This window comes from Chamaesiphon sp. VAR_69_metabat_338 (assembly GCF_031423935.1).
Taxonomy (GTDB): Bacteria; Cyanobacteriota; Cyanobacteriia; order Cyanobacteriales; family Chamaesiphonaceae; genus Chamaesiphon.
Window position 1 is genome coordinate 1 of sequence record NZ_JANPGM010000696.1, and the last position, 5724, is coordinate 5724.

Below are 5724 nucleotides of genomic sequence, written 5' to 3' on the forward strand. Positions count from 1 at the left end.
GTTGGCGTTCGCGAACCGCGATGGGTAAATACGGCATATTTAGTCATCCGTACTCGTTTTTCATCTGTTATCGTCGGATTAAAAGCCGTCCACTGGATCGCCTTAAAATTGGTATTTAAAAACTTCGGATCTTGGAGGCGGATCGGTCTTTTAGCTTTGAGATCTTGCTGCAAAGTCAACACCATAAAATCCAGAGTTTTGACAATATCAGCCACTTTCACCCCTTGGGTTCCCAAGATTCCTTCCCGCTGAAGATCTGGATCGCTATCCAAGCGATTCCTAAAATACTTACGGGTACTTTTTAAAACTACTAATAAGTCTGCACCATTAAACTTAACCTTGCTATTTGGCAGACTGCTAGGCTTCAAAATATTGCGACTTTGCGCCATAAATTGCGGCTGCTTTAACTCATCAATTACCTGATAATCGCCAACTTGAGCTGGCACCTGTAAAGGTGTCATATTCTTCGGCGGTAATGGGACAACAGTAGGAACCGCCGCAGTCGTGGGTGTTGCTGGTGCGGGAATACTTGCTGGCGTAGGTGAGATGCCAGGATTGGAATTAACCAGCGGGTTAGGATTGGTAGGCGGCGCAGTCGTAGCTGGTGAAGGTGCAGCCGCAGGTACCGAGGCTGTCGGATTAGTACGCGTACAAGCGGATAAAGCGATCGCGCCGATCCCAATTAGTAATCTCAGATATTTCATGCTTAACTGTAAATTGAGCCGATCGATTTGACAGGTAATTACATCGAGATCGAAGTGAGGTGTGCCTAATTTTAGAGATCTTTTGTCGCCTTGCAAAAATCTCGAAAATCGACCCGCACTTGGCGGGCATAATTACTGGCATAATTGAGGATTTCTGAATGCCAATCTAAATTTTGCCCAAATTCGTTGGCGTAGCCTCTCGAATAGAGAATCGCTTCTCGATCGATTGCCGCACCCATCTTACCACTACTGTGTAAATGTGCAAACGCCACTATCCGACCGATTGTTTCGATGAGCTTTTCGAGTTGAGGTAAACTGATGCGATCGCTTTTCAGTTCGAGTTTATCCTGTGTGGGTTGAAGTTCTCTTAATAAATAGCTACCGCCATCAAACTCGATCGCTGCTAGTAAAGCTGGCGGTGCTGGTTGCACTAATTTTTGGATCTGCATTACTCGCAATGCCTGATTTGCCCATTGTGGCTGCGGCTGCGTCAGATATGGCATTAATGCTGAAGGTTGCTGTTGTTTAAGATCGAGTAAATAGTTGCGATCGGGCGAACCTTTACCCTCAACTAAAATCAGATAGCGATCGAGTCCTAAACTTCCCGTACCAGCTACTCTAAAGCCAATATCTAGAACTTCAAAAAAATCTTTATCCGCACGATTTCTCGCCCAATCGTCGATCGCATTAGTAATTTTAATTCGCTGCTGTCGATCGAGCGGCAGTATTTTGCAATCGTCGAATCGAAGCTGACGACGATTCTCCACGGGAGAGGCTACGCCAACGTTAATTAATTTAGTCCGTTCTGTTAATAACTCACTCCGCTTGCGATGACTCAAAGCTTTGAGCAAGTCACCAACAATACCCCGCGCATTAGCTTCGACGATCGATTCGATTTTGCCAGCACTCAAAGTATCGGTATAACTATCCAGACAAACTTGGATTAATCGATCGCCATCAGCTCGATCGAATGATAGATTCTCGACAGCTAATAAGATACTCGTCAACAAGCGAGCAATATCCCAAGTACAAGGCGCGAGCACACCTTCATCAAAATCGTTAATCCCAAAATAAATTTGGCGACGAATCTGCTCCGATCGTACATCATCACCCTTATAAGCACCAAAGTTTTCTAGATGTAAGTCGCCGCAGATCCATACCGATGGTGCAAGATTCAAACTCGACTCTCGCGGTAAATCTTGATAAAATAGATGGCATGTACCGCGATAAAAGGCAAAAGCATTCTGCCGCATCTTCGCATACTTTTGAGCTACCAAAGTTGGTTCGCGCTGGGCATTGAACGATCGAATCGATTCCCAAACATTTCGATTTGCCTTCTCGACTAAACGATCGTTCATAAAAAGTACTTCTATTTTTGTATGTATTTTACCAATTATGCTTAGAGGGTGTTTGAAAAGTTAAATTTGTTACGCCTAAACCCTAGAAAATCCCCCTAGCCCCCTTAAACAGCGGATGCAACCACGCGGAGGTTCCCTCCGCATGAGTTGCACCAAGCAGGGAGGAACCGGATTCTTAGTCCCCCTTAAAAAGGGGGATTTAGCGGCTCCCGCTCGCCTTTGTTTCCCGACGGTTAAGGGAGACAAGACAGGGGGATTCATACCAACTACGGGTGTCAAAAATAACTTTTCAAACAGCCTCTTAGAGAGAGCTACAAAGCATCGCATTGAAAGAGCTGTATTTAAATTGACGCTACGATCGAAGCCACACAGGTATTAACGATCGACTATTTATAGCTATTCTCTTCGGTGCGTTACGCTTTGCGATAGCGACGCATCGACCTGGAGGTTTCCTCCAGGTCGATGCGTCAAGACAACACACCCTACGCTATTCTATCAACTATCAACTATCAATTATCAATTATCAACTATCAATTATTTTATGCGCTTAATCGGTATTACTGGTGGCATTGGTACGGGAAAAAGTACCGTAACTAACTATTTGCAGACACGATATAGCTTACCAATTTTGGATGCAGATATTTATGCTAGAGCAGCAGTTGCAGTTGGCTCGCCGATTTTAAAGGCAATTAGGCAACATTACGGTGATGATATTTTACAACCGGATGGAACACTCGATCGACCCCAGTTGGGTGCAATTGTCTTTAGCAATCCTACCGAGCGGCAATGGCTAGAATCGCAAATTCATCCCTATGTCCGCGATTGCTTCGATCGAGAAATAAATCAGCTCCAACCAGATGCTACCGCCGTACTCGCAATTCCCTTGCTATTTGAAGCGAAAATTACCGATCTAGTTACAGAGATTTGGGTAGTTAGTTGCGATCTACCCACCCAATTACATCGAGTCATGACACGCGATCGCATCGACGAATTGGCTGCAAAAAATCGCATCGACAGTCAAATGCCGCTCGCCGAAAAAATCGCTTTAGCAGATGTTAATTTAGATAACTCGACAACTCTAGAGCATCTAGAACGACAGATCGATCGACATCTAAATCTCAAACACTAAATTTTGGTCGATCGAATACTCGATGCGATCTCGTCTGACTCAATTTTGGAAATATTGTAAATTTTTAGAGTGCCTAAAGACAATTAGCGATCGTTAAATGTCGCTTCCTTGAAAGTTGCATAGCTGGAATGACATTCGGATTGTCTTGACAACCGGCTAGTCGGGTAATGGGGTAAATGCACTAAATACCCGATTTCCTGGGAACGACTCAGGATTTCGCCCCATACCCAACCGATGTAACTAGTTACTACCAGTGAAAATAATTTCGGGAAATTTGACTTGAGCTTCGGGTAAAGGACGACCTTTGCCTTCTTCTTGCCAATAGTTAATGACTTCAGTAGCCTGATTGAGGATACCTACGCGATCGACTTCGGCAATCCAGTGTTTGGCCTCTAACTCAGCTTTGAGCTGTTCCCACGCATCATTGCGCGGCCAGAAAAAATAAGCAGTGAGCGGACTCAATCCTTTTCCAACTACTTGATCTACTGCTAAGGCAACGTTCTCATCCAACCACAGCACCTTTAAAATAAATTTAGATGTTGTTACTGGTAACGTTTCGGTGATGGTTTCGGTCATATTTGCTTACTAGGTTGGCACACAATCCATTATTGTACCATCTCAACACCGATCGAGACTTCCCAATCTTTAAGCGATCGGCGCAGAGAATTCTGCTCTAAGCTGTTAATCATTTAACTTACTTGTCCTTTCCCCGCTCCCCGCTCTCCGCTGTCTTGAAAAGGTGCTTTACTTGGGGAAACCCCAAGACCGCACTTTTCGCTCCCCGCTTTCAAGAAATCTAGTACGCGATCGAAATGTTCAACAGCTTAGGCGATTTGTGACGGTCACAGCTTGGCAAACGACAGTTCGCGCGAATATGGTAAATTTTTAATTACTATACAGGTTCGACCGAAAATGAGTGCGATCGTCGTATTTGATATCGATGGAGTCATTCGGGACGTAGGAAATTCTTATCGTCGCGCATTAGCAGATACAGTCGAGCAGTTTACCACTGGTGCCTGTCGGCCAACCGCGATCGATATTGACAAACTCAAAAGTGAAGGGATCTGGAATAACGATTGGGAAGGCTCCCAAGAGCTGATCTACCGCTATTTTGAGCGTCAAGGCAAAACTCGCTCTGCGCTTAATCTCGATTATGAAAATATTGTGGCCTATTTTCAGACCAAATATCGCGGGACAGATCCAGTCAATTGGAATGGATATATCTGCGATGAACCACTATTAGCAAATTTGGAATACTTTAATTCTCTAACTGCTGCTGGTAGTTGTTGGGGCTTCTTTAGCGGTGCCACCAAAGGCTCCGCTAGTTATATCTTAGAACGCAGATTGGGGCTACAGGCTCCCGTTTTAGTCGCAATGGAAGACGCTCCCGGCAAACCAGATCCCCAAGGACTATTTATGGTAGTCGATCGATTAGAATCGAACCATCAACTCTCAGCACGAGAAGCCATCTTCTATGTTGGCGATACAGTCGCCGATATGCACACGGTGGTAAATGCCAGAACCCAACAACCAGATCGACAGACAATCGGGGTGGGAGTCTTACCACCTCACATTCTCGCCGAACCCTCACAAGTGCGTTCCTACACAGAAAGCTTAATCCAAGCAGGTGCCGCTCGGGTCATTGACAATATTTTGGAATTGACACCCACACTTATTCATGACTTGTTATAGCCATTAGATATTCAATTTTAATCTAACGGGCACTTTTCCCGCTAAAACTAAGATGTCCACTTAGGAGATTTATTTAAAATCGATATGTTAATTAATATCATTGTTGCTACAGGTATCTTTATCCTCGCATACTTCCTCGGTTCATTTCCGACTGGATATTTAGCCGGAAAATTATTGCAGGGAATTGATATTCGCGAGCATGGTTCGGGTTCGACAGGGGCGACGAATGTATTGCGAACATTAGGCAAAGTTCCCGGATCGATCGTCTTATTAATCGACGCACTAAAAGGCGCATTAGCAGTGACGATCGCCAATCTGATTTTCACACTCAATTTATTTCCCACATTACCTAATGATTGGCAAGCTTATTTAATTCCTTTAGCTGCAACCGGCGCGATTTTAGGACATAGTAAATCGATCTGGCTGAACTTTGGTGGTGGTAAATCTGTTGCTACGGGCGTGGGTGTTTTACTGGCGATGTCGTGGCAAGTTGGCTTAGCGACGATAGTTGTATTTGGCATTTCGATCGCGATTAGTCGAATTGTCTCGATTAGTTCGATCGCGGGCGCAATTTCAGTGACAATTTGGATGTTATTATGCGAGCGACCTTTGCCTTCAGTGATTTTTGCGATCGTCGGTGGCATCTACGTCGTCTGGCGACATAGTGCCAATATTCAACGAATTATTGCTGGCACCGAACCAAAATTAGGTCAGAAAATAGAATCACCCAGTACTTAGACTGTTCGATCGAACTAAATCTCCACAAGAATTTTCTAGAAGTTGATTCAAATCAAGGGTTTATGCTAATGATTTTCGCAACATATCGATCGCTTTAAAACAA

Annotated in this window: 5 protein-coding genes and 1 pseudogene; 3 read left to right on the forward strand and 3 right to left on the reverse strand. The window is 44.4% G+C overall.

The genetic code is table 11. The features are described 5' to 3' along the window. Positions 1–800, reverse strand: a pseudogene (locus tag RMO84_RS19445) (hypothetical protein); the annotation flags it as partial. Beyond that, a complete protein-coding gene (locus RMO84_RS19450) occupies positions 776–2062 on the reverse strand; it encodes a DUF2252 domain-containing protein (protein ID WP_310490089.1) in 1287 nt (428 codons plus the stop codon). The pseudogene RMO84_RS19445 and the gene RMO84_RS19450, both read right to left, overlap by 25 nt. Positions 2063–2603: 541 nt before the next feature. On the opposite strand from RMO84_RS19450, the gene coaE reads away from it, so the two are divergent. Then, complete coding sequence (gene coaE / locus RMO84_RS19455) at positions 2604–3191, forward strand: dephospho-CoA kinase (RefSeq protein WP_310490090.1); 588 nt, start codon at positions 2604–2606, stop codon at positions 3189–3191. 240 nt (positions 3192–3431) lie between these two features. Here the strand turns inward: coaE and RMO84_RS19460 are convergent, their stop codons facing one another. Next, positions 3432–3767, reverse strand: coding sequence for a 30S ribosomal protein PSRP-3 (locus RMO84_RS19460; RefSeq protein ID WP_310490091.1), 336 nt, complete (start codon positions 3765–3767; stop codon positions 3432–3434). Between the two features lie 336 nt (positions 3768–4103). On the opposite strand from RMO84_RS19460, the gene RMO84_RS19465 reads away from it, so the two are divergent. Both RMO84_RS19465 and plsY read left to right on the forward strand, forming a co-directional pair. Beyond that, positions 4104–4883, forward strand: coding sequence for a TIGR01548 family HAD-type hydrolase (locus tag RMO84_RS19465; protein WP_310490092.1), 780 nt, complete (start codon positions 4104–4106; stop codon positions 4881–4883). Between the two features lie 84 nt (positions 4884–4967). After that, complete coding sequence (plsY, locus tag RMO84_RS19470) at positions 4968–5621, forward strand: glycerol-3-phosphate 1-O-acyltransferase PlsY (RefSeq protein ID WP_310490093.1); 654 nt, start codon at positions 4968–4970, stop codon at positions 5619–5621. Positions 5622–5724 lie beyond the last annotated feature (103 nt).

Excerpts from the sequence above, each read along its gene's own strand:
- coaE (WP_310490090.1), top strand. The coding sequence starts at position 2,604 with ATGCGCTTAATCGGTATTACTGGTGGCATTGGTACGGGAAAAAGTACC.
- RMO84_RS19450 (WP_310490089.1), bottom strand. The coding sequence starts at position 2,062 with ATGAACGATCGTTTAGTCGAGAAGGCAAATCGAAATGTTTGGGAATCG.
- RMO84_RS19460 (WP_310490091.1), bottom strand. The coding sequence starts at position 3,767 with ATGACCGAAACCATCACCGAAACGTTACCAGTAACAACATCTAAATTT.
- RMO84_RS19465 (WP_310490092.1), top strand. The coding sequence starts at position 4,104 with ATGAGTGCGATCGTCGTATTTGATATCGATGGAGTCATTCGGGACGTA.
- plsY (WP_310490093.1), top strand. The coding sequence starts at position 4,968 with ATGTTAATTAATATCATTGTTGCTACAGGTATCTTTATCCTCGCATAC.